Annotated in this window: 19 protein-coding genes; 8 read left to right on the top strand and 11 right to left on the bottom strand. The window is 71.1% G+C overall.

What is annotated here, in order from left to right; translation table 11 throughout:
- Positions 1-16: 16 nt before the first annotated feature.
- The gene (locus AB0L65_RS14530) at positions 17-1,663 is read right to left on the bottom strand and encodes a glycosyltransferase (protein WP_364244735.1); all 1,647 of its coding nucleotides are present in this window, start codon (positions 1,661-1,663) and stop codon (positions 17-19) included.
- Entirely contained in the window at positions 1,660-2,733 is a 1,074-nt protein-coding gene (locus AB0L65_RS14525; RefSeq protein WP_364244732.1) for a glycosyltransferase, read from the bottom strand. The genes AB0L65_RS14530 and AB0L65_RS14525 overlap by 4 nt, the downstream gene beginning before the upstream one ends.
- A gap of 223 nt (positions 2,734-2,956) precedes the next feature.
- On the opposite strand from AB0L65_RS14525, the gene AB0L65_RS14520 reads away from it, so the two are divergent.
- The 4 genes from AB0L65_RS14520 to AB0L65_RS14505 are packed head-to-tail and all read left to right on the top strand — an operon-like array spanning position 2,957 to position 8,569.
- A complete protein-coding gene (locus AB0L65_RS14520; RefSeq protein ID WP_350729995.1) occupies positions 2,957-3,394 on the top strand; it encodes a hypothetical protein in 438 nt (145 codons plus the stop codon).
- The gene (locus tag AB0L65_RS14515; RefSeq protein WP_364244729.1) at positions 3,391-4,890 is read left to right on the top strand and encodes a glycosyltransferase; all 1,500 of its coding nucleotides are present in this window, start codon (positions 3,391-3,393) and stop codon (positions 4,888-4,890) included. Before AB0L65_RS14520 ends, AB0L65_RS14515 begins: the two co-directional genes overlap by 4 nt.
- The gene (locus AB0L65_RS14510) at positions 4,887-6,899 is read left to right on the top strand and encodes a glycosyltransferase (protein WP_364244726.1); all 2,013 of its coding nucleotides are present in this window, start codon (positions 4,887-4,889) and stop codon (positions 6,897-6,899) included. Before AB0L65_RS14515 ends, AB0L65_RS14510 begins: the two co-directional genes overlap by 4 nt.
- Positions 6,896-8,569 (top strand): glycosyltransferase, encoded by a 1,674-nt coding sequence (locus AB0L65_RS14505; protein ID WP_364244723.1) that lies wholly within the window; start codon positions 6,896-6,898, stop codon positions 8,567-8,569. Before AB0L65_RS14510 ends, AB0L65_RS14505 begins: the two co-directional genes overlap by 4 nt.
- Positions 8,570-8,575: 6 nt before the next feature.
- Here AB0L65_RS14505 and AB0L65_RS14500 read toward each other — a convergent pair whose 3' ends face one another.
- The 6 genes from AB0L65_RS14500 to AB0L65_RS14475 form a co-directional block, all read right to left on the bottom strand.
- A complete protein-coding gene (locus AB0L65_RS14500) occupies positions 8,576-8,932 on the bottom strand; it encodes a hypothetical protein (RefSeq protein WP_364244721.1) in 357 nt (118 codons plus the stop codon).
- Positions 8,929-9,390, bottom strand: coding sequence for a hypothetical protein (locus tag AB0L65_RS14495; protein WP_364244718.1), 462 nt, complete (start codon positions 9,388-9,390; stop codon positions 8,929-8,931). Before AB0L65_RS14495 ends, AB0L65_RS14500 begins: the two co-directional genes overlap by 4 nt.
- Positions 9,391-9,433: 43 nt before the next feature.
- Positions 9,434-10,723 carry a homoserine dehydrogenase gene (locus AB0L65_RS14490; protein WP_364244715.1) on the bottom strand — a complete coding sequence of 430 codons (1,290 nt, stop codon included), beginning with the start codon at positions 10,721-10,723 and terminating at the stop codon, positions 9,434-9,436.
- Entirely contained in the window at positions 10,720-12,102 is a 1,383-nt protein-coding gene (gene lysA / locus AB0L65_RS14485) for a diaminopimelate decarboxylase (RefSeq protein WP_364244712.1), read from the bottom strand. Before lysA ends, AB0L65_RS14490 begins: the two co-directional genes overlap by 4 nt.
- Positions 12,103-12,226: 124 nt before the next feature.
- A complete protein-coding gene (locus AB0L65_RS14480; RefSeq protein ID WP_364244709.1) occupies positions 12,227-12,862 on the bottom strand; it encodes an anticodon-binding protein in 636 nt (211 codons plus the stop codon).
- 22 nt (positions 12,863-12,884) lie between these two features.
- Positions 12,885-14,696, bottom strand: coding sequence for a hypothetical protein (locus AB0L65_RS14475; protein ID WP_364244706.1), 1,812 nt, complete (start codon positions 14,694-14,696; stop codon positions 12,885-12,887).
- A 105-nt stretch (positions 14,697-14,801) separates the two neighbouring features.
- Between AB0L65_RS14475 and AB0L65_RS14470 the strand changes: the two genes are divergently transcribed.
- Both AB0L65_RS14470 and treS read left to right on the top strand, forming a co-directional pair.
- A complete protein-coding gene (locus tag AB0L65_RS14470; RefSeq protein WP_364244703.1) occupies positions 14,802-16,436 on the top strand; it encodes an asparagine synthetase B family protein in 1,635 nt (544 codons plus the stop codon).
- 264 nt (positions 16,437-16,700) lie between these two features.
- Entirely contained in the window at positions 16,701-18,416 is a 1,716-nt protein-coding gene (treS, locus tag AB0L65_RS14465; RefSeq protein WP_364244700.1) for a maltose alpha-D-glucosyltransferase, read from the top strand.
- Here treS and AB0L65_RS14460 read toward each other — a convergent pair.
- From AB0L65_RS14460 to AB0L65_RS14450, 3 genes are read right to left on the bottom strand one after another with little or no spacing between them, the layout of a single operon-like run.
- Positions 18,403-20,670: an FtsX-like permease family protein gene (locus AB0L65_RS14460; protein ID WP_364244697.1), complete on the bottom strand. Its 2,268-nt coding sequence runs from the start codon at positions 20,668-20,670 to the stop codon at positions 18,403-18,405. The two genes, treS and AB0L65_RS14460, sit on opposite strands and share 14 nt — an antisense overlap.
- Complete coding sequence (locus tag AB0L65_RS14455; protein WP_350729980.1) at positions 20,667-21,395, bottom strand: ABC transporter ATP-binding protein; 729 nt, start codon at positions 21,393-21,395, stop codon at positions 20,667-20,669. Before AB0L65_RS14455 ends, AB0L65_RS14460 begins: the two co-directional genes overlap by 4 nt.
- Positions 21,392-21,898, bottom strand: a complete 507-nt coding sequence (locus AB0L65_RS14450; RefSeq protein WP_350729978.1) for a PadR family transcriptional regulator — start codon at positions 21,896-21,898, stop codon at positions 21,392-21,394. Before AB0L65_RS14450 ends, AB0L65_RS14455 begins: the two co-directional genes overlap by 4 nt.
- Positions 21,899-22,028: 130 nt before the next feature.
- Here AB0L65_RS14450 and AB0L65_RS14445 point away from each other — a divergent pair, with 130 nt between their 5' ends.
- Together AB0L65_RS14445 and AB0L65_RS14440 are read left to right on the top strand one after the other, a co-directional pair.
- Complete coding sequence (locus AB0L65_RS14445; protein ID WP_355191377.1) at positions 22,029-23,276, top strand: ABC transporter substrate-binding protein; 1,248 nt, start codon at positions 22,029-22,031, stop codon at positions 23,274-23,276.
- 7 nt (positions 23,277-23,283) lie between these two features.
- Entirely contained in the window at positions 23,284-24,618 is a 1,335-nt protein-coding gene (locus tag AB0L65_RS14440; RefSeq protein WP_350729974.1) for an ABC transporter substrate-binding protein, read from the top strand.
- Positions 24,619-24,626: the final 8 nt, after the last annotated feature.

Raw genomic sequence — 24,626 nt, 5'->3', positions numbered from 1 at the left:
CGAAGGGGCGGGCGGGTCAGCCGCGCAGGCGTTTGCGCAAGGCGCGTTTCATGGTCGTCGACACCAGGACCCGCAGGCTCTGCTGGGCGCGGCCGGCCGCGGCCAGCTGGCGGCGCAGCGTGCCGACCTCGCGCCGCAGCTCCACGGTCGACTTGCGCCAGCGCCCCGCCTCGTCCCGCCACTTGGCCACCTGCGCCCGCAGCCGCTCCGCCTCCTTGGCCAGCCGGGCCGTCTCGGCCTGCGCCTCCAGGCGCGCCCGGTACGCCCCCCGCCGCCCGAGGATCGCCCCCGGCTCGGTCGTGAAGCCGTACGTCTCCGCCTCCACCCAGGTGACGCCCGACACCGAGTCCACCGCGTCGTCCAGGTCCTCCCCCGGCGTCACCACGATGCGGGCCCGGGCGAAGGCTGACGCGCGTTCCAGGCGGGCCGCGAGGACCCCCTGGGACGACTCGCGGAGCAGCACGTTCACCAGGCCGAGCCCTTCGTCGCGGGCCAGGTCGAGCAGGCGGGCGAGCGAGTCCTCGCCGGGGACCCAGCCGGGCGGCAGGCGCAGCACGAAGGGCACGGCGGGGTCGACGGAGTCCGTGGCGGACAGGCGTACCCGGCCTTCGTGGCGATAGTGGCCCTGGACCAGCACCAGGTCGAGGTCGGGATCCTGCAGGGGGGAGCGACGGTCGCGGTCGAGGGTGTCCCAGGGCCCGAGTACGAGCACGGACAGGTCGGGTAACGTGCCGGCGAGCAGCGCGTCCACCGTCGCGCGCACCGAGTCGTAGCCCGCGGTGCCGTCCACCACCACGGTGACGTACGGCACCTTCCACTGCCGCCCGGGATGCCCCCGCAGCCACCGGTAGGCCGGGATGCGGTCGGCCACGAACGCGTGGCTCACCCGGTCGATCGGCTGTTTGCCGCGCATCCGCATGGTGGGCCCGAGGTGGTAGGCGCGGGCCGACGGCTCCGGCACGAAGACGGCGCCCGCCTGGCCGAGCCGGTAGCCCATCTCGGTGTCCTGGCCCAGGATCAGCTCGTCGTCCATGGGCCCGGCGGCCTCGATCAGCCGGGCGTTGACCGAGGTCGCGCCCCCGACGTGCAGGCTGAACGGGCGCTGGGGGTTGTCGGTGAGGCCGTCGGTGCGCTCGACGAGATCGACGATCCAGGCGTGCGGCTCCGCGGGTTCGAAGTGCCTCTCCAGGTCGTCGGGGAGCTCGCGGGGCACCTCGGCGTCGGTGAAGCGGATGTAGCCGGTGACGACCAGGTAGGGGGCGGCGTGGTGCCAGCGCATGTGGGCCGCGATCGCGCCCGGGGTGAGCACCACGTCGGAGTCGAGCCAGTGGATCACGTCGCCGGTCGCCTCGGCCAGCCCGGCGTTGCGGGCGTTGGCCCGGCCTGGCTCCGCGCAGACGATCAGGCGCGTCCGCTCCGGGCGGACGGCGGGCAGGCGCAGCGGGGACGCGCTGCCGTTGTCGACGACGATGACCTCGGTCAGCTCCGCCGGGTACGTCTGCCCGGCCAGCCCGGCGAGCACCAGGTCGAGCTTGTCCTGCCCGCCGTAGGCCGGGATGACCACGCTGACCGTGAGCTCCGGGGTGAGGTCTTCCCGGAGAGGTTCGAGGGTCCGGTAGTCGTTGCCGCGCACCCTGGCCGCACCGGTGACATCGGTGGTCATGCGGCTTCCATCAGCAGGCTCGGGCGGAAGCCGCGCCACTGGTTGGCGGCCACCTTGAGGAAGTGGGCGAGGGGCAGCTGCCAGGTGTGCTCGTCGCCGAGCCCCCGGCGCAGGACGTAGCCCAGCCCGTGGGTACGGTAGACACGCGCTCCAGCCTTTTGCGCTGCTTTGAGAAACTCCAGATCAACTGCCCGCGATAGCCTAGGAAATCCCCCAATTTCTTGAAATTTCGCCCGGGAAATCAAGATCGTCCCTCCGGCCACATGATCGGCCCACACCTCGCTCGGATACGCCGCCCCACTCGCGAAAGTCGTCCGCCGCACCGTGGCCCGCAGCGGCTCCAGGTAGAAGAACTCGGCCGTCGTCCCCACCACGTCGGCCCCCGAGTACGCCAGCGCCATGAGCAGATCCCCCAGGTGGCGCGGCCCGTACCAGTCGTCGTCATCCCATTTCACCAGGTAGTCGCCGCGCGCCAGGGCCGCCAACCGGTTGAGCACCTCTCCGAACGGAACGTCCTGCGGGGCCTCGATCCATTTCACCGGCAGCGAACACGACTCGACCGCCTCCCGCACCTCCTCGAAGCCCACCCCGTGCAACCCGAGCAGCACCTCGACCTCGACGTCCCGCTGCCGGCCCATCTGGGCCAGCGCCGTCCCCACCATCCCCGGCCGCTTGCTCGACATCACAATGCTCACCGAAGGCCTGGATGCGCGGTGCCCCAAGCGGCGCAGGCGTACGCTGTGCTCCTCCCGCCGCAGGTCGGCCAGCGAACGCGCGGTCCCGTCGGCCGCGTGGCCGAGCCAGTCGCGGTCGGTGAGCAGCGCGGCGAGGTCGCCGGGCACCCACGGCGCGGCGCGGTCGGCGGTCAGCGGGACCCCGGCGGCGGCCAGCCGCAGCAATCCCGCCAAGGGCACCTCGGCGGCGGGCCACTCGATCTCCAGACCGCGCAGCGGGCGCAGCGCGGTCACGTCGGGGCACTGGCCCTCCACCGCCCAGCCGTCGTGCGCCCAGTGCAGGCGGGCCAGCCCCTTCTCCGGTGTACGAGCGAAGCCACAAGGGGTGATGGACATGGGCCTCCTTGGGACTTGGTCGGCGCCTACCTTACGCCCGTTTTACTCACTGGTAGACGCGGCCTCCACATTCGGCAGGCCCTACGCCGCAGGTGGAGTGGACGTGATTCTCAGTTTTCCTCCAGGAAGGTGTGGCACGGTAGGTGCCTGTTGTTTATTAAGGTGTCAATAATCCCGTGATGTCCTCGACGCCTCTGATGTTCCAAACGAAAGGTATGCGCGGATGCTCTCGCCCCGCCGACTGGCAGCGACCGCCGCACTCCTCGCAGCTCTCACCGCCGGCGTGCTCGCCCTGCTCGTCCTCGCCGGCCTGATCACTTTCGGCGCGGCAGCGGTCACGGTGGCCTTCCTGGTCACCCTGGCGGCCCTCGCCTTCCTCGTGCTCACCGTGCGCCGCCTCGACGGCAAGGCGCACCGCATCGATCTGCGGATCAAGAAGTACGAGGCCGAGCTGGCGAGGACCACCACCGCACTCAAGAACATCGAGACCAGGCTGGACCTGCTGGTGCAGGCCGTCGAGGACTCCGCCGGACGGCGGGCCGACGACCTCGGCGCCATCCTGGCCTCGCTCGGGGAGGACCGGGTCAACGCCATGGCGCGGGCGCGAGAGGTGGAGGAGCTGCGCGCGGAGGTTCGCGCGCTGGCCAGGGACTCCGTATGACGCGGGTCAGGCACAACGACTACGGGGCGCTGCGGCCGCCGGAGGTGGGAGCGTGGGAGCCCACGCTGCGGGTCTCCGTGGTCATCCCGGCCTACGAGTGCGCGGAGGCGCTGGAGCGCACGGTCCCGGCGCTGGCGCGGCAGACGTACCCGGCCGAGCTGGTCGAGATCGTGGTCGCGGACGACGGCAGCGAGCCGCCGCTGGAGGTGGCGGGCGCGCGGGTCGTACGCGTGGCCGACGGGTGGGGACGCGGCGCGGCCCGGCAGACCGGGCAGCTCGCGGCCACCGGCGACGTGATCCACTGGCTCGACTCCGACATGCTCCTCGCGGACGACCACATCGAGGCGCACATGCGCTGGCACCACCTGATCGACCACGCGGTGGTGATCGGGGACGTCCGGTTCGTCGAGGAGCCGGGCGAGGAGGGCATCCAGTCCGAGTACACGAGGAAGACCTTGGAGTCGACCCGGTGGCTCAAGGACGCGGGCGCGAGCGCGTACCTGCTGCACACGGGCGCGTCCACGTCCGTACGGGCCGATCTGCTGCGCGCGGCGGGCGGCGTGGACACCTCCCTGAACATGGCGGAGGACACCGAGCTCGGCTACCGGCTGGCGCAGGCGGGGGCGGTGTTCGTCCCCGACGCGCAGGCCAGGGCCTGGCACGTCGGCGCCTCCACCGTGATGCTGCGGGAGAAGGAGGTGCACCGGCACAACTGGTCCTTCCTGGGCGATCTCATCCCCGATCTGCGCTGGCTGCGCAGCCACCCCCGGCGTCACTGGCGGGTGCCGTACGTCCAGGTCGTCGTGACGGCGACCACCTACGAGCAGACGCGGGCGAGCGTCGACTCGGCCCTCGCGGGCACCCTCGCCGACGCGGCCGTCACCCTCGTCGGCCCCTGGGGCAAGCTGACCGGCGAACGCCGCTCCAGCCTCGACGACCCGCTCCTCGATCTGCGCCTGCTGCACAATCTCTACGCGCACGAGCCCCGGGTCATGTTCGCGGAGAGCGTACCCGCCTCCGCCGCGCCCGCCCCCTTCCTGCTCCGCGTTCCCACCGGGTGGACGCTGGGCGCCGACACGCTTTCCAGACTGGTGAGCCATGCGGACGGCGACTTGCTCGGCCTGGTCAGCGTCGCGCTGTCGGAGGACGCCTCCGGGGTCGCGGCCGCCCGCCTGGAGCGCACGGCCGCCTTCTCCCGCGCCGCGCTCCACGAGGGCCGGGCCGACGACCTGGTGGACGAGATGTTCGGGTCGGAGTGGGTCAGCGGGAGCGAGTACGGGTTCGCGCCGGCGGAGGAGGCCGAGCCGCTGGCCGGCGAGCCCGCGAAATGGCGGGCGCTGGCCGGGGAACGGCAGCGGGAGGTCAAGGAGCTGCGGACGGAGGTGGAGCGGCTCGCGGCCGAGGTCGAACGGCTGTCCGCCGAGCCGCCCGCCGACGAGGCCGCGGGACGGGGCGGGCTGAGCTCGCTGATCAGGCACCTGCGGAGCGCCGGATGATCCGTCAACTGCTGGCGGAGCTGCCCGGAGCGCGGGTCTTCTTCGCCGGGATCGACGACGTCGCCCCCCTCTACGCCACCCCCGCCGGGGTGGGCGCGACCGCCCGCCGGCGCTCCTCGGGAACGTCCAGCGAGGCCCGGCAGGTCGTGGACCTCGATCGGGACCTGCTGGAGCCGCCCCACGAGGCCGAGCAGGTGGGCGAGGTCCTCGTGCTCGCCAGGACACCGGCCGACCTGCGCAGGATCGCGACACTGCACAAGCTGCTGCCACAGGCCGAGCGGGTGGTCGTGGCCGTGCTCGACACGCCCGCCGCCCACCCCGCGCCGGTCCCCACCCCCACCCCCGCGCACCGGTGGCGGTCCTTGACGGATCTGCGGGTCTACCAGCCCAGGAACCGGGTCTGGGTGGTCGACGCCCGGTTCTCCTCCGTCACGCCCGCGGGCCGTACCGTGACCGCGACGGCGCGGGCGTTCGCGGGCCACCGCCTCGACGTGATCGCGGCCCCGGCGGCGGCGATCGCGGGCGTCGGGGCGGCCGACTGGCGCCCCGGCGACCCCAACGCGACCCCCGCCGAGGTGACCGGGCCGGTGCCCGAACGGGTCGGCGCGCCGGGCAGCGACGTGGTCCTGCGCACCCTCGGCCACCCGTCGATGGAGAGTGCGAGCGCCGTTCAGGACGCCGTGGCACCGGCCGACGACGCCGAAACCGTGGAGTGGGCAGGGGACCAGACGCCCATCGAGCGGCCGACGTTGCGGGCGGTGACCTGGGAGCACCTCGGACGGCCGGGCATGGCCGACTCCCCGCTGGCCGACCCCGACGTGCTGGGCGAGCCCTCCATGGTCCCGCCCGTGGACGAACGCCTCGTGAACCCCCAGGGTTTCGTCACCACCCCCTCCCGTGGCCTGGCCTCCCTGGTGGAGCGGGACGGCCGGTGGTCGGTGGTGCTGGACGACAAGGTCGTGACGTCGTTCGCCGAGTCCGGCGGGGTGACCGACGCCGACGTGGCCAGGCTCCGGCAGATCCGCGGCGTCGACGTGGACTGGCGGCACGCGCACAGCGGTCCCCTGGCCGCCGTACGGGTGCTGACCGGCCTGGCCGCCGCCGGGGTGCCGCTGCGCGCGCAGGCCGTGCCACGCTGGGCGGGAGCGCTCGGCGAGGAGATCGTCGAGCTCGTCGAGCACTGCCCGGACCTCTCGGACGACCTCCGGCGCGAGGAGCACAGCATCCGCCTGCGCCGCGCCGCACTCCGTACGCACGGCGTCGCCGCGAGGTGGGAGCAGCTCGGCGCGCCCGCTCCCGCGCCCCCGCTCACCTCGGTCCTGCTGGCCACGCGCCGCACCGACATGGTGTCGTTCGCGCTCGACCAGGTCGCCCGCCAGCGCGGCGCCGAGCTCGAGGTGATCCTCGCGCTGCACGGCGTCCCGAAGGGCCACCCGGACGTGGCCAAGGCGATCGAGGCGTTCGAGGGCCAGCTGAGCGTGTTCGAGGCGGATCGCCAGGACGTGTTCGGCGAGGTGCTGAACCACGCGGCCGCCAGGGCCTCGGGTTCGTTCCTGCTGAAGATGGACGACGACGACTGGTACGGCCCCGACTTCCTGTCCGACCTGCTGCTGGCGCACTCGTACTCGGGCGCCCAGGTGGTGGGCACGGTGCCGGAGTTCGTGTACCTGACCTCCATCGACGTCACCGTGCACCGCAGGCAGGTCACCGAGCAGATCACCAGCTTCGTCGCCGGCGGGACGATCCTGGTGGAGCGCTCGGCGTTCCAGGCGGTGGGCGGGTTCCGGCCGTTGCGGCGCTCGGTGGACACCCAGTTCCAGGAGGCCCTGCAGGCGGCCGGGGGCCAGATCTACCGTACGCACGGGCTCGGCTACATCCTGCGCAGGGGCCCGGCGGCCAACCACACCTGGCAGGAGCCGATCGGGACGTTCCTGCAGCGCAACAGACAGCAGTGGCGCGGCTTCCGCCCGAACGCCCTCATGGCCCTGGACGGGAGCCCTCTCCCATGACCGGCATCCCCCGCATCCGCCGCAACGACTTCGGCGTCCTCGCGCCGCCCGCCCTGGGCGCCTGGGAGCCCACGCTCACCGTCACCGTCGTCATCCCGGCCCACGACCGCCAGGAGACCCTGGACCTCACCCTGGCGGCCCTGGCCGCCCAGAGCTACCCCGAGCACCTGCTCGACGTCATCGTGGTGGACGACGGCAGCGCCACCCCGATCCACCTCCCGGAGCTCGTCCCGGGCAGGACCAAGCTGATCTCCAGCCCGCCGGGCGGCTGGGGCCGGGCCTGGGCCGTTCAGGCGGGCCTGGACACCGCGACCGGCGAGGTCGTTTTCGTCCTGGACGCCGACATGGTCCCGCACCGGCACCACGTGGAGGCCCAGCTGCGCTGGCACCACCTGGCCCCGTACGTGGTGGTCCTGGGCTGGATCGACTTCACCGCCGCGACCGACCTCCCGACGCAGGAGCGGGTACGCCAGGCGCTGGAGTCGGACGAGGAGGGCGAGCTCTTCCCGCTGTCACCGCACCGCCACGACTGGGCCGAGCGGATCATCCACGACCACGACGGCCTGCGTACCGCCCCCAGCTCCCTGGCCACCCGCATCCACGTGGGGGCCACGGCGTCGTACCCGGCCGGGCTCCTGCGCTCGATCGGCGGCCTGGACACGTCCCTGGTTCTGGCCGAGGACACCGAGCTGGGCTACCGGCTCACCCAGGCGGGGGCGGTGTTCGTCCCGGACCCGGAGTCCCGTGCCTGGCACGTCGGGCTGCCGACGGCGATGCGCGACTTCGCGGCGCTCAAGCGCTACAACGACCCTTTCGTCGCCGACCGGGTCCCCTACCGCCGCTATCTGCGCACGGATCCGGGCCGCCAGTGGCTGGTGCCGTACGTGGACGCGACGGTGCCGGCGGGCCCGTACGAGGACGTGCGGGCGACGGTGGACGGCCTCCTGGCCGGCACGATCCCGGACGTCAGGGTCACCGTCCCCGGCCCCTGGGAGTCCCTGACCGCCGGACGCCGCTCCCCGCTCGCCGACCCGCACCTCGACCTCCGCCTCATCCAGGCCAACTTCGCCGGCGACCCCCGCGTCCACCTGACCAGCCCCCTGGAGGGGACGGCCCCGTTCCGGCTCTCGGTGCCGCCCGGCTGGGTCCCGTCGGAGGACACGGTGGAACGCCTGGTGGACCACATGGAGCAGTACGACCTGGGCGCCCTCTGCCTGGCCCTGGACGAGACGGCGCACGGCGTCACGATGGCCAGGCTGGACCGCACGGCCGCCGAGTCGAGAGCCGCCCTGGTGGCCGCCCCGGACGACGACTGGGACGACCTGATCGACGCCCTCTTCGGCCTGGAGTGGCTGGACGGGGAGAGCTGGGGCTTCAAGCGCCGCCCCGCCGTCTACCCGCCGCGCAAGAGACCCGTTCCGGAGCTCGACCGGCTCACCGCCGAGCACGAGAAGAAGATCGCCCTCTACCGCAAGCGCGCCGCCGCCCTCCGCGCGGAGCTCGCGCAACTGCGGCGGGAGACGGGCAAGAACGCCAGGGACGCGGCGCGCTGGCGCGAGAAGGCCGAGGCCTGGCGCAGGGAGGCGGTCCGCCTCGCCCGCGCCCAGAACCGCACGGTGCTCAAGCGAGCCGTCCGCAAGGTCCGCGCCCTCGCCTTCCCCGACGAGTGAGCGGTTTTACGCGTCGGTGTCCTTGGGGTGCCGAGTGGAGGCGTACACGAGGTACACGGTCCGCTTCTCCACATCCACCAGATACCGCACACGGCCGCCCGCCGTGACCTCGTACTCCCATTGCGGCAGGTCGCGTCCGCCGTAACAGGCGGTTGCCAGGCGTCCACGAAGCCGGTGCTGTCTGTCGGGATCCTCGGAGGAGATCGGATCGCCTCTCAAGGCTTCGAAACAGCGGCGGGTATTGCCTGGAGCCTCCGAACACAGCGCCGCCCAGCCCTTCGCGGCCTCGTTCGTCGCGAACCGCAGGCGCCACTCACCGGCGATGGGTGGCGGCGCCACGTCGTCGCCACGTTTCGGGCTCACGGCGCCAGCACCTCGCCGTGGTCCTCGTCGGGCAGCGGGCCGGTGAGCCGGGCGGTCAGAGCGGGATCGGCCAGGATACGGGCGGTGGCGCGCCACTCGGCGATGACTCTGTGCAGCGTCGCATGGACGTCCAGGTCAACGGCGTCCCTGGTGGCATCGACGATGTCCTGGACGAACTCTCGCCGCTCCTCCGCCGAGAGGTGCCGAACCCAGGAGAACACAGCAGGAAGCGCCTGTTCGACCGCCCGAACGCCTTCGTCGCTGGCGACGAGCGCGGCGAGCAGTTGGGCGACCACGCTCGCCGTCTCCTCCCGCTCCCGGTCGTGCCGGGCGGTCGTGAGGAAGAGGTCCTCCCCATCACGGCGCCTGATGTGCACGCGTTGCACGCGGCTCAGCTTCTCGGCGACCTCCTTGGAGTGCTTCGAGAGCTCGGAAAAGGGAACCGTCGGCGTAGCCACAGAACCAAGCATACTTCGGAACTAATTCCGAAGTACATCCCGGCTAGTCGTCGCCCTCCACGCGCATGACGCCGGCGACGGCGCGGACGATGTCCAGCTCGCGCAGCCCCTCCATGGTCGCCGACAGCGCGGCGTCCGTGGCGCGGTGGGTGACGATGACGAGCTGGGCGTCGTCACCATGCCCCTCCTGGCGCACCGTCTGGATCGACACGTCGTGCTTGGCGAACAGCTCCGCCACCCGCGCCAGCACGCCCGGCTTGTCGGCCACGTCGAGCGCCACGTGGCAGCGCGTGACCGTGTCGCCCATGGGATGGGCCACCAGGTCCGCGTACGTCGACTCCTCCGGCCCGCGCGTGCCCGCCAGGCGGTTGCGGGCGACGGCCACCAGGTCGCCGAGGACCGCGGAGGCCGTCGGAGCCCCGCCCGCCCCCTTGCCGTAGAACATCAGCTGTCCCGCCGACTCCGCCTCCACGAAGACCGCGTTGTACGCCTCCCGCACCCCGGCCAGCGGATGCGACCGCGGGATCATCGCGGGGTGCACCCGCACCCCGAACGAGCGGCCGTCGTCGGAGCGGGCGCAGATGGCCAGCAGCTTGATGACGTAGCCCATGGCCTTGGCCGAGGCCACGTCGGTGGCGGTGATGTCGGTGATGCCCTCGCGGTGCACCTCGGCGGCCGTGACGCGGCTGTGGAAGGCGAGCCCGGCCAGGATGGCGGCCTTGGCGGCGGCGTCGAAGCCCTCGACGTCGGCCGTCGGGTCGGCCTCCGCGTAGCCGAGCGTCTGGGCCTCCTCCAGGGCGTCGGTGAAGGACGCGCCCGTGGTGTCCATCTTGTCGAGGATGTAGTTGGTGGTGCCGTTGACGATGCCGAGCACGCGCTTGACGTGGTCGCCCGCCAGCGACTCGCGAAGGGGGCGCAGCAGCGGGATGGCGCCGGCCACGCTGGCCTCGAAGTAGAGGTCGCCGTTGCCCTGCCTGGCGGCCTCGTGCAGGGTGCCGCCGTCTTCCGCCAGCAGCGCCTTGTTGGCGGTGACCACGGACTTGCCCTTGGACAGGGCCGCGACGATCAGCGTGCGGGCGGGCTCGATGCCGCCGATGACCTCGATGACGATGTCGACGTCGTCGCGCGTGACCAGCGCCTCGGCGTCGGTGGTGAGCAGCGAGGGGTCAACCTCGACGTCGCGCTTGCGGCCGAGCCGGCGTACGGCGACCCCGGCCAGCTCCAGCGGGGCGCCGATGCGCGCGGCCAGGTCGGCGGCCTGCTCGTGCATGAGCCTGATGACCTGCGAGCCGACGACGCCGCAGCCCAGCAGCGCCACTTTCAGCGGTTTCACAGCTGCCCCCTCAACAGGTCGTCCTCGGTCTCGCCCTGCACGATCACGCGCGACTTGCCGCCGGAGACGGCGACCACGGCGGGCCTGGGCAGGTAGTTGTAGTTGCTGGCCAGCGACCGGCAGTAGGCGCCGGTGGCCGCCACCGCGATCAGGTCGCCGGGGGCGAGGTCCGCGGGCAGGTGGAAGTCGCGCACGATGATGTCGCCGCTCTCGCAGTGCTTGCCGACCAGGCGGCTGAGCATGGGCTCGGCGGTGCTCTCGCGGCTGACCAGCGCCGCGGTGTATTCGGCGCCGTAGAGCGCGGTGCGCACGTTGTCGCTCATGCCGCCGTCGATGCTCACGTACGTGCGCAGGCCCTCGACGTCCTTGACGGTGCCGACCGAGTAGAGGGTGATGCCGCCGGGCCCGACGATGGTGCGCCCCGGCTCCACGGTCAGCCTGGGCACGGGCAGGCCGGCGTCCGTGCACACCTTGGTGACGATCTCGCGCAGCCCGTCGGCCAGCTCCTTGATGTCGGGCGCCTCGTCGCCCTCGACGTAGGCGATGCCGTAGCCGCCGCCCAGGTCGAGCTCGGGCAGCACGACGCCGTGCTCTTCCTTGATCTGCACGAGCAGCGCGGTCAGGCGCCTGGCCGCCACCTCGAACCCGGCCGTGTCGACGATCTGGGAGCCGATGTGCGAGTGGAGCCCGACGAGCTCGAGCTGCGGCAGGGCGAGGATCCGGCGTACGGCCTCCGCGGCCGCCCCGGTGTTGAGCGACAGCCCGAACTTCTGGTCGTCGTGCGCCGTCGCGATGAACTCGTGCGTGTGCGCCTCGACCCCGGTGGTCACCCGGATCATCACCTTGGGCCCCTTGCCCAGCTGCTGGGCGAGGTGGCCGAGCCGGGCGATCTCCTCGTACGAGTCGACCACGACGTGGCCGACCCCGACCTCCAGCGCCCTGGTGAGCTCGGAGACGGACTTGTTGTTGCCGTGCATGGTGATGCGCTCGGGCGGGAACCCGACGCTGAGCGCCACCGCCAGCTCGCCGCCGCTGGCCACGTCGAGCCCGAGGCCCTCGTCGTCGAGCCAGCGGACGATCTCCTTGCACAGGAACGCCTTGCCCGCGTAGTGGACCTCGGAGCCGGCGAAGGCCGTGGCGTAGTCGCGCATGCGCGAGCGCACGTCGTCCTCGTCGAGGACGTAGAGCGGCGTGCCGTGCTCGCGAGCCAGCTCGCGCACGTCGACGCCGCCGACAGTGAGCGTGCCATCGGTCCGGGTCGACGTTCGCGGCCAGATCGCTGGGTTGATCCGGTTGAGGTCGGCGGGCGCCAGCGGAGGGCGCTCGTGGGGCAGCATCTCGGCGTGCCGGTCCCCGGCGGGATGGACGAATCGACTCACCTGATCGAGGCTATCGGAACCGCAACTAAGCCATGACCCTCTGCCCACGTATCGAGACGCGATCAAGCCCCAGAAGGGATATTTTTACGATTTTTCGCCGTTTGGCCGAATATTTTGCGACCCGCTACATCCGTTCCGGCCCAGGAAGCACACCCGTCACAGCCTCGGCCAGCCGCACCCGCGCCGTGTGCACCGGCCCCGGCGCCTCGTCGCCGACCGGGACGGCGGGCGCGTGCTCGTGCGCGTCGTGATAGGCCAGAGCCAGCCGCACGAGGTACGTCTCCCACCCCGGCTCCCTGCTCACCTTCCGCCCGGGCAGCTCGGCCAGCACCCGCAGCACCCGCCGGTCGTACGGGCCGTCGAGCAGCTCCCCCCTGAACCCCTCCGACGGCACCCCCAGCTCCCGCGCCCACCTGAGCACCGCGCGGGCCCTGGCGTGCCCGTACCGCACCACGAACCCGGGGTTGTCCCAGGTTCGCGGGAAGTCCGGCCACGGGGGCTCCGGGATGTCGAGCGGCTCGACGCCCGCCACCAGCTCACCCGGCTCGCCGACCACGATCCGCAGGAACCCGTCCCGCCGGACCTCCACCAGGGACACCCCGTCCAGCTCCCGCACCCGCCCGGCGAGCGACTCGGCGGGGACCTTCCGGCGCAGCGCCGCGGCGGAGACGTAGACGGCCTCCCGCTCCCACGTCCCCTCGGGCACCGGCGGCTCCCCCAGCACCTCGGCCAGCACCTTGGCCAGTTCTGGGGACTTCATGGCCGAACCCTAGCCCGGGGGCTCAGATGAGCGCGTGCGGCTCGGCGGAGCCGTACTCGACCAGGTGGGCCGCCCCGAGCAGCCAGCGGTCCTCGTCGCGTACCCGCACGTAGCCGAACCGGTCGGCCGAGAACACCTTGATCCCGTCCGTCCGGCACTGCCGCATGAGCACCTCGTCCCACCCGTCCGTGAGGTCGGCGAAGCCGATCTCACGCAGGGTGTTGCGGCGGGCCAGGAGGGTCGCCCCGGCGATCTCGGGGAGGTAGGCGTACTCGGCCTCGGGCTGCTTGAGCAGCGTGGCCTGCGGCTTGCGGAGGTGGGCGTAGAAGGCCGCCTTGCCGACGATGTCGGCGGTGCTGAAGAGGAAGGCCCGCCGCAGGTCCGACAGGTAGTGCGGGCCGTAGACGTCGCGCGGGTCCATGACCGCCACCAGGTCGGCCTCGCACAGGTCGATGCCGGCGTCGAGCATCGCACCCTCGGTCATCGCCGGGTGCGGGCGGCGGTAGACGACCTCCACGTCCGGCAGCACGTCGCGGGCCCGCAGCTCGGACTCCGGCGGCCCGATGACGATGAGCTGGTCGACCCCCGACTGCTTGGCGACCTGCGCCAGCGCGTGCTCCATCAGGTACGGGTCCATGATCGGCAGCAGCACCGAGGTGTTGAGCGTGGCGCGGGCGCTGGGCAGGCCGATCGCGTCGAGGAGCTCGTCGACCCGCTCGGTCATCGTGCCCATCTGGTACGCCCGCCGCAGCGCCACGTGCGCCCGCCGCGTGTCGGCCTCGGTGCCGATGGGCGTGCCGCAGGCGGCGAGCTCGGCCAGCCGCCACTGGGGCGTGCCCGGCGGGCAGTCCACCGCGGCCGGCCAGCGGTAGGAGGTCAGCACGTCGGGGTACGTCAGGTGCCCGGGCAGGAGCTGATCCAGCGTGAGGAGCCGGTCGATGCGCCCGCCGGAGAGCGGCAGCGGATTGTGCACCCGCGGCTGCACCCCGAACTGCAACCGCGGCCAGGCCACCGTGAGATCGGTCGTGAACCGGTGCTCGAACAGCTCGGCCGCCGCCGCGTACGCGGCCACGTCGCCCCGCGTGTGCCAGAAGACCGTGCGGATGCCGCGCTCGGAACACCAGGCCAGCAGCGCCTTGAGCCCTTCGCCCGGCTCGCCGGTGATCTCCTCGGCCCACGGCCCCTGCTCGACGGACTCGACCACCAGCAGGTGCGGCACCTCCAGCGGGAGCACCCTGGCGAAGTCGCGCGGCGTGAAGCCGGTCGTCTGCCGCCACTCGTACCGCAGCAGCGCCTCGGCGTGCGGGTCGGCGATGACCGCGGCCGTCAGGTGCGGCCTGGTGTTGGGTCCCGTCGGCACCCGGAAGGGCTTGAGCTTGAAGGAGGCGCCCCCGAGCGTCCTGGTCGTAGTGGTGGCCTGGAACGCGGCCCCGGGGCGCTCGTCCTTGGCCTTGGCGGCCGTGGGGGGCTTGCGCTTGGGCGCGATGGGCCGCTTGACGGGCTTGGCCGCGCCCCTGAGCCCCTTGGCCAGCCGGACCGGGTTGCTCTTGCCGCTCTTGATCGCGTCGCCGAGGCGGTTCCAGCGGGCGACCTTGATCGAGGACAGCTTCCAGTTGGCCACCTCGGCCTGGAAGCGCTGCTCGGCCAGCTCCCTGCGCAGCTTGTCGGCGGCCGCCTGCTCGACCTCCAGCCGATCCTCGGCCTCGCTCAGCCGCTCGGCCAGCGACCTGGCCTCCGCGGCGCTCTGCTCGGCGGCGGCCAGCTTGGCCTCGGCGGCGTCCAGCAGCCTGGCCAGCTCGGCGGCGCGCTCGGCCTGCGCGACGGCATCCCGCAACGCCCGGCGTGTGCTTTCAAGCTCAGTAGACAAATGGACCTCCGCTCCCTCAGCCCGGCAAAGGATACTCTTTTTGCCTGAAGCGTCTCGAAGGGATGAGATCCGGTGCAGTTCAACGTGCGGCCCTACGTCTGCGGCGCTCTCGGCCGGATCGACCCCGCCGTACTCGGCAAACTGACCGCGGCGGGCCCGAGACTCCTGCCCGCGCTCCAGTCTGCCGACGCGGCGCTGTTCAGCTCGGCGCCGCTGCCGCCCTACCACCGCCTGGGGCAGGCGTACGCGTTCTCCTGGGGCGAGCGCAAGCCCTCCGGGGACGACGACTGGATGACGGTCGCGGAGACGTTCGAGACCCCCGGGCTGATCGGCGACAGCGACCGTGTCACGCTCCACACGGGCGCCCTGGGCCTCGTGGACGTCTACTACGTCCGCCTCGGCGACGCGGTCTACTTCTCGTCGCAGATCCAGCCGCTGCTCAGCCTGGTGCCGGTCGAGATCGACTGGTCGGCGTGGGCGTCGATCCTGCAGGTGACGTTCCCGCTGGGCGAGGCGACGCCGTACGCGGGCGTCAAGCGGCTGCCCGGCTCCAGCGCCCTGGTGTGGCGGCACGGCAGGCTCGCGACCGAGCGCAGGCTGCCGCGCTGGCTGCGTTCTGAGCCGTACGAGCGGTGGATCAGCCCGCGCGAGATCGTCGAGCTGCTGGACGAGGTCTACCAGGACTACGACGGCCGCAAGCTGCTCGTGCCGGTCAGCGGCGGCTACGACTCGCGGCTGCTGGCCGGCGTGGCCAAGGCCCGCGGGATGGACGTCGAGTCCTGGACGACCAGCCCGGACGACGGCACCGACACCGACATCGCGTTCGCCCGGTCGATCACCAGGGAGCTGGGCATCCCCCACCGGGTGATCACCCAGGACGCCGCCGACTACCCGGACGACGTCGTGGAGGTGGCCCGCAGGCTCGAATACCTGACGCCGCACCACGCCTGGTACGCGCCCTTCGCCAAGGAGGTGCACAAGGCGGGCCGGATCCTGGTCGACGGCCTGGCCGGCGGGCCGCTGCTGAAGAACTTCATGGTCAGCGGGGCCGCGCTGGAGGCCACGACGCAGGCCGAGCGCTCGGCAGCCGTGCTCGGCTCGCTGTCGCTGGGGGCGCCCTCGCAGCCGTTCCTGTCCAAGGCCGCCGCCCAGTGGATGGAGGAGACCGTGCGCGAGCAGTTCCTGGCCGCCACCTCCATGCTCCACGGGCACCGCGCCGAACTGCCGCTGTCGGTGCTGCACACCAGGACCGTGCGCGGCATCGCGCGCTCCGCGGTGAACCTGGTGGGGCCCGAGGCGTCGTTCGCGGCGCCGTTCATCGACCCGCGCTTCTTCGACGCCGCGTTGTCGGTCGGCGTGGCCCGCAAGGACAAGGGCCGTTTCTACCGCGAAGTGCTCCACGCGGCCAATCCACGGGTGGCCGCACTCCCCTCGACGAATGTGGTCAAGCAGCCGCTCCGAAGAGTGCCGCTGCGTTCGACGGCCGCCCCCGCCCGAAATTATTCGCACCGCATGCTGGAGACTGTGGTGAGGACAGTGCCGGGACTGCTGTCGGACGAGCTGCACGAGGTGGTCTCAGGCGGTCCCGACGCTCTGACCAGGTTCAACGGCTGGAACGATCGTTTCTGGGTGCGGGGGTTGGTGCTCTTCGGGCTGTGGCTGAGCGACTTCGAGAACGACCTCTCGGACCTCGCGCCACCTTTTTAGTGAACTCTCGGTAACAGGGCGATTACGTACGGATCTCACGGGTATTAACCCTTGCACAGCAGAAGCGGGTTCCGGAAAGCCAACGGGCTGGTAGTGTTCGGCCCGTAAGCGCCGCACAAACGGGCACCAGATCACAAATCCGGTCTCGTTCTAGGGCAGTGGAGTTCGCAGGGATGACGACTCCACGCGGCGCGGTCACCAGATAGTAACGCCGGGGCAACCGGTGACTTCGTCCTGCCCACATCTCTTCCTGTGAGCGACATTATGATCAACGCATCCCCATTGCCGGAGCCGATCTCCGAGGCGTTCGTCTCGGAGGATCCTGCCTGGTACAAGCGGGCGGTGTTCTACGAGATTCTCGTCCGGGGGTTCAAGGACTCCAACGGCGACGGCACCGGCGACCTTCGCGGTCTCATCGAGAAGCTGGGCTACCTCGAGTGGCTCGGCGTGGACTGCCTGTGGTTGCTGCCGCTGTACGAGTCGCCCCTGCGCGACGGCGGATATGACATCTCGGACTACATGAAGATCCTCCCGGACTTCGGGGACCTGGGTGACTTCGTGCAGCTGATCGAGAAGGCTCACGAACGTGGCCTGCGGATCATCACCGACCTCGTGATGAACCACACCAGCGATCGCCACCCCTGGTTCCAGGCGTCCCGGCACGACCCCGAGGGTCCGTTCGGCGACTTCTACGTGTGGTCGGACCATCCTGGCGCCTATCCCGACGCCCCGATCATCTTCATCGGCGCCGAGGAGTCCAACTGGACCTACGACCCGGTGCGCAAGCAGTACTACTGGCACCGTTTCTTCCACCACCAGCCGGACCTGAACTATGACAACCCGGCGGTGCAGGAGGCCATGCTGGAGGTGCTGCGGTTCTGGCTGGACCTGGGCATCGACGGTTTCCGGCTGGACGCGGTGCCGTACCTGTTCGAGCGTGAGGGCACCGCGTGCTCGGGACTGCCGGAGACGCACGCGTACCTGAAGAAGGTCAGGGCCGAGGTGGACCGCCTCTACCCCGACCGGGTGCTGCTGGCCGAGGCCAACGGCTGGCCCGAGGACGTGGTCGAATACTTCGGCGACCCCACCACCGGGGGTGACGAGTGCCACATGGCCTTCCACTTCCCGCTCATGCCGCGCATCTACATGGCGGTCAAGAAGGAGACCCGCGAGCCGATCTCCGAGATCATGTCGCGCACGCCCAAGCTGCCCGACAAGGCGCAGTGGGGCATCTTCCTTCGCAACCACGACGAGCTCACGCTCGAGACGGTGAGCGAGGAAGAGCGCGACTACATGCACAAGGAGTATGCCAAGGACCCGCGTATGCGGGCCTACCTGGGCATCCGCCGGCGTCTGGCCCCGCTGCTCGAGAACGACAGGGACCGGATCGAGCTGTTCACGGCCCTGCTGCTGAGCCTGCCGGGTTCGCCGGTCATGTACTACGGCGACGAGATCGGCATGGGCGACAACATCTGGCTGGAGGACCGCGACTCGGTCCGCACGCCGATGCAGTGGAGCCCCGACCGCAACGCCGGGTTCTCCTCCGCCGACCCCGGACGGCTCTACCTGCCCGCGGTCATGGACCCGATCTACGGCTACCAGGCGGTCAACGTGGAGGCCCAGCAGCGCCATGAGGGCTCGCTGCTCCACTTCACCCGCAAGATGCTGGAGATCCGGCGCAACCACCCGGTGTTCGGCGTGGGGGCGTACACGGAAATGTGGTCCTCGAACCCCTCCGTGCTCACCTTCGTCCGCGAGGACCGCGACGACATCATGCTCTGCGTGAACAACCTGTCGAAGTTCCCGCAGCCGGTCGAGCTGGACCTGCGCAGGTTCGAGGGGATGGTCCCGGTCGAGGCGCGGGGCGGGGTGGAGTTCCCGCCGGTCGGCGAGCTGCCGTACCTGCTGACGCTGCCGGGGCACGGCTTCTACTGGTTCGCGCTGAAGAAGAAGGAGAAGGCCGCTCTCAGCGCGACGTGACGGGCACCTGGGCACGGGCCGCGCGGCGGGCGGGAATGAGCGCCACCGCGAGGGCCGTGCCCACGGCTCCCACGACGGCGACGGCCAGTGTCAGGGCGGAGGGCGCGCGCCCGATGCCCGCGCCGACGCCGCTCGTGTGGCCCTGCAGGTCGATCAGCCCGGTCACCACGGACATGCCCGCCGCGGCGCCCACGCCGACGCCGAGCACGACCAGCAGCCCGGTGCCCGTCACCAGCGTGGCCATGACCTGGCGCGGCGTCAGGCCCATGGCCTTGAGCACGGCCAGGTCGAACGCGTGGTCGCGCAGCCCGAGCGCGCTGGCGGTGAGCAGGTTGGCCAGGCCGATCAGCATCAGCACGGCGATCAGCGCCACGATCACCACCCGGATGATCGACAGCCGGTCCGCCGGGTTGACCGCGGCCTGCACGTCGAGGCTCTCGGCCGACTCCGACAGCAGCCGCCCGCGCACCTCGGCGGGGTCCGCGCCCTTCTTGAGGGCGAGCGCGTAGTACTCCGGCGGCACCGAGTCCTTGGCCGCCAGGCTGTCGAGCCCCACGGAGATCACCTCGCCGTCGAGGTCGGGCTCGACGGTCCTGCCGACGATCCTGACGATCAGCGGCGTGCCGCCCACGGTCAGCCGCACCCGGTCGCCGATCTTGATGCCGAGCAGGTCGAGCAGGCCCTGCCCGGCCACCGCCTCCCCCTGCCGGCCGTACATGCGTCCCTCGACCACCGGGAACGGGTACGGCTCCGTCGAGCTGCCGATGGCCCGCACGCGGACCGAGCGGGCCATGCCGGGCGCCAGGGCGTCCACGTCGGTGCCCGGATAGACCGTCTCCACACCCTCGTCCAGCTTGGCGACGCGCTCGGCCTCGGCCGGCTCCGCCTTGCCCGGCCTGACGTACAGGCTCGCGTGCTGGCCGACCTGCTCGGGGTGGTCGGCGAAGTTGTCGAGGGTCGCCCAGACGCCGAGCCCGATCGTGACCATCATCATCGGCACGGCGAGCCCGAACGCCGTCAGGAACGCCGGCACGCGCCTGGTGAAGGCGTCCCTGGTGCCGAGGACGAGGGCGGGCGGGAGGCGTACGAGGAGGGCCAGCCGGGCCAGCCTGGACAGGCGGCCGCGCGGCGGCAGGGCGGGCGCGTCGGGGATCGGCGGCGTGCGGCCGCCGCGCCACGCGGGCAGTCCCACGGCGGCCAGCACCACCAGGGCCGTGCCCGCGACGATGGCCAGCACGGGGATCGGCGCCACGGACGTCGCGCCGAGCATCGCCGCCATCACGCCCCAGCCCACCACGGCGCCGATCGCGACGCCGAGCAGGCCCAGCGCGCCGTGCTCGGCCAGGAGCAGCAGCGCGAGCTGACCCCTGGTGAAGCCCATCGACTTGAGCGTGGCCAGGTCGCGGAGCTGGGCCAGCACCCGGCCGCCGGCCGCGTTGGCCAGGGCGAGCGCGGCGGCCACCAGCCCGACCACGCCGAACAGCGCCAGCAGCGTGCCCAGCAGCCGGTTGTCCAGCTCCATGGCGGCCCTGACCTCGCGCCAGGTGTAGACCCGCTGGAGCTTGTCCTCCAGCATGACGACCACGCGCTGCGAGACGACCTGCGTGGCGTCGGGGTCGGCCAGGCGCAGCCCGGTCACCCACTCGCTGCGGCCCAGCATGGGCTCGATGCGGTCGAGCATGACGGGCAGGACGTAGGCCAGGCCGGGCGTCCACTGGGGGTAGAAGCCCTGCTCGGCGGAGTCGGCGATGCCGCGTACGTACAGGGTGTGGCGCTTGCCGCTGAGCGCGATGATCGTGAAGGGCGCGCCGATCCTGAGCCGCAGCGAGGTCGCGAACGAGCGCTCGACGACCACGCCGTCGGGCTGGGAGGGATCCAGCCACCTGCCCTCGGCCACCAGCGGGTGCGCCACCTGCGGCGGCGTGGCGGGCATCGCGCGCAGCGCCGCGGGCTCCTTCTTGCCCTCCTGCGCCACGGTCACGGGCGCCGAGCGGTACGGGCCCGCGATCTGCGTCACGCCGTCGATGCCGCTCAGGTCAGCCTGGGGGCTGTCGTCGGTGTAGAGCCAGACGTGGGCGCCGTCGGTCTGGGCGAACAGGCTGCGCCACGGGTTGGTGCCCTCCTCGAGCAGGGTCGCCGCGGTGATCAGCGCGGCCACGATCCCGGCCACGGTCAGCACCGTCAGCAGCGCCTGGCCCTTCCGGGCCCGCAGGTCGGCCTTGATCCACCGGCTCCCCGCCAAAGAGGCACTCATCGGAGATCGATCACCTCGCCGGCCGTGCGCGTGCGGCGGCGCGCGATGCGGCCGTCGTCCACGATCTCCCCGTCGAACAGCGACACCAGCCGGTCGGCCAGGCTCGCCACGCGCGCGTCGTGGGTGACCATCACGATCGTCTGGCCCTCCTTGTGGACGTCGCTGAGCAGGCGGAGCACGTCGCGGGTGTTGCGGCTGTCGAGGTTGCCGGTGGGCTCGTCGGCCAGCAGCACGCTGGGCTGGTTGGCCAGCGCCCTGGCCAGCGCGACCCGCTGCTGCTCGCCTCCGGAGAGCTGGGCGGGCGAGGCGTCGGCGCGGTCGGTGAGGTTGAGCGCGCCGAGCAGGCTCTCCCTGCGCTCGCGGGCCACCTTGGGCGAGGCCCCGGCCAGCAGCGCGGGCAGCTCGACGTTGTCGCCCACGGTCATGTTGGCGACGAGGTTGAAGAACTGGAAGACGAACCCGACCTTCTTGCGCCGCAGCAGCGCCCAGGCGCTCTCCGAGAGCGTGTCGACGCGCTTGCCGTCGAGCCAGATCTCACCGCTCGTCCTGGTGTCGAGCCCGCCCAGCATGTGGACGAGCGTGGACTTCCCGGAGCCGGACGGACCCATGATCGCGACGAACTCACCCGGCTCGACCTGCAGGTCCACGCCGCGTACGGCAGGCACGGGCACTGCGCCATCCTGGTAGATTTTGACCAGATTGACCGTTTTCACAACCGCGCTCATGCCAGATCCTCCTGGCAACGCTCCAGCCAGTCAAGGTCCGCCTGCAGGTGGAGCATGGCGCCCTCGATGAGGAGGATGGCCACCCGGTCGGTCGGCGCAGTGCGGGCCAGGAGGTCGTTGAGATCGCCCATGAGCGACAGGTAGTGGCGGCGCTGACGACTGATCAGCGCCATCCGGTCGGCGATGCCGGTGAGTGGGGCCAGCACGAGCTTCATGAAGAACTCGTCGCGCACCCTGGGGCCCTCGGTGGGCTCGTCCACCCAGAGGGTGAGCACGTCCCGGCCCTTGGCGGTGAGGTAGTAGACCTTCTTGTTGGGCCGGTTGGACTGCTCCACGTCCACCGCCCGGACGAGGCCGTCCTTCTCCAGCCTGCCGAGCGTGACGTAGATCTGGCCGATGTTGGGGGACGGATAGGCGCTGCCGAACGTCTGCTCCAGCGCCTGTTTGAGCTCGTACCCATGGGCCGGCTCCTTAGCCAGGAGCGCCAGCAGGTGAAGCCGCACCGCCCCACCTCCCCGCCGTGTTACGAACGCGTTACGTATCAAGCCGTTGACCTACAGATTACATGTGTGCATAACATGAATGCATCTACCTAACACGTATGTAAATCACTCTGAACGTGGAGGAAACAGAGTGCGCTCGCTCACGCTCTCCCTGGTCGTCCTCCTGGCGGCGGCCGGCTGCGCGCCCGCGAGCAATGAGGGCGGCGGCGAAACGGGCACGGGCGGCACAGGCCCCATCACGTTCGCCACCGGTCGCGACACCACGGCGTACCTGCAACCCTTGCTGGACCGCTGGAACCAGGCCCACCCGGCCGAGAAGGTGACGCTGCTGGAGCTGCCTGAGGCCGCCGACGAGCAGCGCGCTCAGATGGTGGCCAACCTCCAGGCCAAGAGCAGCCGGTACGACGTACTGGGGCTCGACGTGGTGTGGACTGCCGAGTTCGCGGAGAACGGCTGGATCATCCCCCTGGAGCGCGGGTTGTTCCCGCTCGACAGGTTCCTGCCGCCCGTCGTGGAAACGGCGGTCTACAAGAACAAGCTCTGGGCCGTCCCGTACACGAGCAACGCAGGGTTGCTCTACTACCGGACCGACCTGGTCAAGAAGCCGCCACGGACGTGGGCCGAGCTTCGCGACCAATCCCGACAAATAATGAAAAAGAACGATATTGGAGGCTATGCCGGGCAGTTCCTGGCGTATGAAGGGCTCACCGTCAACTTCTCCGAGGCCCTGCAGTCCGCCGGCGGGCAGATCGTCAGCAAGGACGGCACGGAGGTGACCCTCGATCCGGCCAAGACGCGCATCGCACTCGACTTCCTGCTCCAGGGCCTGCGCGAGGGCTGGATCCCCAAGGAGTCACTGAGCTACAAGGAGGAGGAGACGCGCCTGGCCTTCCAGGAGGGCCGGCTCGCCTTCGCTCGCAACTGGCCACACGGCTACGGCCCGGCCAGGGCGAAACTGGGCGACAAGCTGGGGGTGACCCGGCTGCCGGGGCTCAACGGTCCCGGGTCCAGCACGCTGGGCGGCGCCAACCTCGCCATCAGCGCGTACTCCAAGCATCAGCACACGGCGCAGGAGTTCATCCGCTACTTCACCAGCCTGGAGAACGAGCGCCGCGTCCTCACCGAGGGCTCCTTCCCACCCGTGTGGACCGAGCTCTACGACGACCCCGCCCTGATCAAGCGCTTCCCCTACCTGCCCGTGCTCAAGGAGAGCATCCTCGCCGCCAAGGCACGGCCGGTGAGCGCCAACTACAACCAGCTGAGCCTGGTGATCGCCAGTTCGGTCGCCAAGGCGCTCGGCAACCCCTCCACCGAGTCCGCGGACGACGCCGCGGTCTCCATGAAGTCCGAAATCGAAGAGATCATCAGAACACAGTGAGGCAGCCATGCGAAACGCCAGAGCAGCAGCAATCCTGGCCGGGCTCGCGGTAGCCGTCGCCGCCTGCGGCAACGCCCCGACGACCACCTCGCCGTCCACCGACGCTTCCGGCTCCGCGTCGGCCCCCGCCGCCGGCGCCAAGCCGCTGCAGGGCGTGAAGCTCGAGGTCGCCGCCAAGTGGACCGGCGACGAGCAGAAGAACTTCGAGCAGGTTCTCAAGGCCTTCACCGAGAAGACCGGCGCGAAGGTCACGTACGCCTCCACCGGTGAGGACACCGGCGCCTACCTCGGCCCGCGCATCCAGGGCAAGAACCCGCCGGACGTCGCGATCCTGCCGCAGCCGGGCCTGGTGCAGCAGTACGCCGACCAGAGCGCGCTCATCCCGCTGACCGACGACGTCGTCAAGGAGGTGGACACCAACTACACCCCGTACTGGAAGGAGCTCGGCTCCGCCAGCGGCAAGGTGTACGGCGTGCTCATCAAGGCGGCGCACAAGTCGCTGGTCTGGTACCGGGCGCAGGCGTACGACGACGCGGGCGTGCAGCCGGCCACCACCTGGGACGAGCTGGTCAAGAACGCTCAGACCATCGCCGACTCCGGCACCGCGCCGTTCTCGTTCTGCGGCGCCTCCGGCTGGACGCTGACCGACCTCTTCGAGAACGTCTACCTGTCCACCGCCGGGCCGGAGAACTACGACAAGCTCTCCAAGCACGAGATCCCGTGGACGGACCCGACCGTGACCACCGCGCTGGAGAAGATCGCGCAGATCGCGGGCAAGAAGGAGTTCGTGGTCGACGGCAACGCCGGCGCCCTGCAGACCGACTTCCCCGGCTGCGTGACCAAGGTCTACGGCGACAAGAAGGCCGCCATGGTGATCGAGGCCGACTTCGTGGCCGTCTCCGCGGCGCAGTCGAAGGCCAAGGTGGGCGAGGAGGCCAAGTACTTCCCGTTCCCCAAGGCCGGTGACACGGCCCCCGTCGTCCTGGGCGGTGACGTCGCGGTCGCGATGAAGGACTCCCCCGGCGCGATGGCGCTGCTGCAGTTCCTGGCCTCCAAGGAGGGTGGCGAGATCTGGGCCAAGCTGCCCGGCTACCTGTCGCCCAACAAGAACGTCTCCCCCGACAACTACCCCGACGAGCTGACCAAGCAGCTCGGCCAGACGATCGTCTCGGCCGGCGACGCCGTCCGCTACGACATGTCCGACCTGGCGCCGAGCGCGTTCGGCGCCACCGACGGCAAGGGCGAGTGGAAGGCGCTGCAGGACTTCCTGCGCAACCCGAGCGACATCAAGGGCACTCAGACCACACTGGAAGCCGAGGCCAAGAAGGCCTGGAAGAAGTAAAGAGGTAA

The sequence above is a fragment of the Nonomuraea sp. NPDC052116 genome (assembly GCF_040680035.1).
GTDB classification, from domain to species: domain Bacteria; phylum Actinomycetota; class Actinomycetes; order Streptosporangiales; family Streptosporangiaceae; genus Nonomuraea; species Nonomuraea angiospora_A.
The sequence above is the reverse complement of the archived record's forward strand: the minus strand, read 5'-3'. Positions and strand labels throughout refer to the sequence as shown.